Genomic DNA, 1,248 nt, shown 5'->3' with positions numbered 1-1,248 from the left:
CACCAACGCCCACGCCCCCTGCACCACCGTGTTGACCGTCAACCCCCACCCACGCGCCCACACACCCAACAAACCCGTCGCCTCCGCCGAGAGCCGTGCTCCCGCCTGCTCTGGCAGTACGGCGGTCCTGGCGGGGTCCGCGGGGGCGACGAGCGTCGGCGCGTCCGCACCGGCCAGCTCCGCCCGCCATGCCTCCCGCGCCGCGGCCTTGTCCTGCCGCCCCAGCCACGCGAGGTAATCCCGGTACGGGGCGGGGCGCTTGAGCGCGGAGGGGTCGCCGCCGGACTCGTACAGCGCGGACAGCTCGCCCAGCAGCACCGGCATGGACCAGCCGTCCATCAGTATGTGATGGGTCGTCATCACCAGTCGGTGCCGCCGGTCGCCGAGCCGGACGAGTAGCAGCCGCAGCAGCGGCGGCATCGCGGGGTTCAGCCGCTCCGCGCGCTCTTCGGCCGCCAGTTTCTCCATCCGGGCGGCCGCGTCCGGGCCCGCGGCGTCGGACAGGTCCGCTTCGCGCCAGGGGAGCCGGACCTCGCGGGCGATGAGCTGGACGGCCTCGCCGGAGGCGCGCCGGTGGAAGCTGGCGCGCAGTGCGCCGTGACGGGCGAGCAGCGCCTCCCAGGAGGCGCGCAGGCGCGCGGCGTCCAGAGGGCCGTTGAGGCCGAGGACGAACTGCACGGTGTAGAGGTCGGGGCCGGTCTCGTCGTAGCCGGCGTGGAACAGCAGGCCCTTCTGCAGCGGTGACAGCGGCCACACGTCCAGGGCCGGGCGGGTGGCGGCGGTGTGGGTGTTCACCGGGGCGCTCCTCCTTCGATCGTGCCGGCGATCTCTTCGAGCAGTTCGACGTCGTCCTGGCCGAGGTCGAGGAGGGGGAAGTCGGAGGGGGTGTGGCCGCCGGCTGCCGGGGTCTCGGTGTGCGCGGCGAGGCCGGTCAGCATCTCCAGCCAGGTGTGTCCGAGGTGTTCGGTGTCGGCCCGGTCGAGCAGGTCGGGGGGCCAGCCGAGGGTGAACGACAGCTCCGGGCCGGCGGCGGTGTCGCGGATGACGGCGTTGGTGCCGAGCGCGTGCAGTATCGGCATGTCGGGCGGGGCGGTGCCGCCGACGGCGCTCTCACCGGCCGGCTGCCATGCCTCGACCGGTTCCGTGGGGCTGCCGGCGGGGAAGCGGCCGAGGTAGTTGAAGCCGATCTGCGCCTGCGGCAGCGCCGCCATCGCCTCTTCTGTCCCGGCGTTGAGATAACGCAGCAGC

General features: G+C 73.8%; 2 protein-coding genes. Both read right to left on the bottom strand.

Annotated elements, in window-relative coordinates; translation table 11 throughout:
• Positions 1-795: condensation domain-containing protein (locus tag B124_RS37025; RefSeq protein ID WP_496507411.1), on the bottom strand; the 795-nt coding region annotated here is incomplete at its 3' end.
• The coding region (locus B124_RS37020; RefSeq protein ID WP_496507410.1) for a hypothetical protein at positions 792-1,248 on the bottom strand (457 nt) is incomplete at its 5' end. The genes B124_RS37020 and B124_RS37025, both read right to left, overlap by 4 nt.

It is taken from the genome of Streptomyces sp. CNP082 (assembly GCF_059570535.1).
Note: the sequence above shows the minus strand (reverse complement) of the source record. Positions and strands in the feature narration are given on the sequence as shown.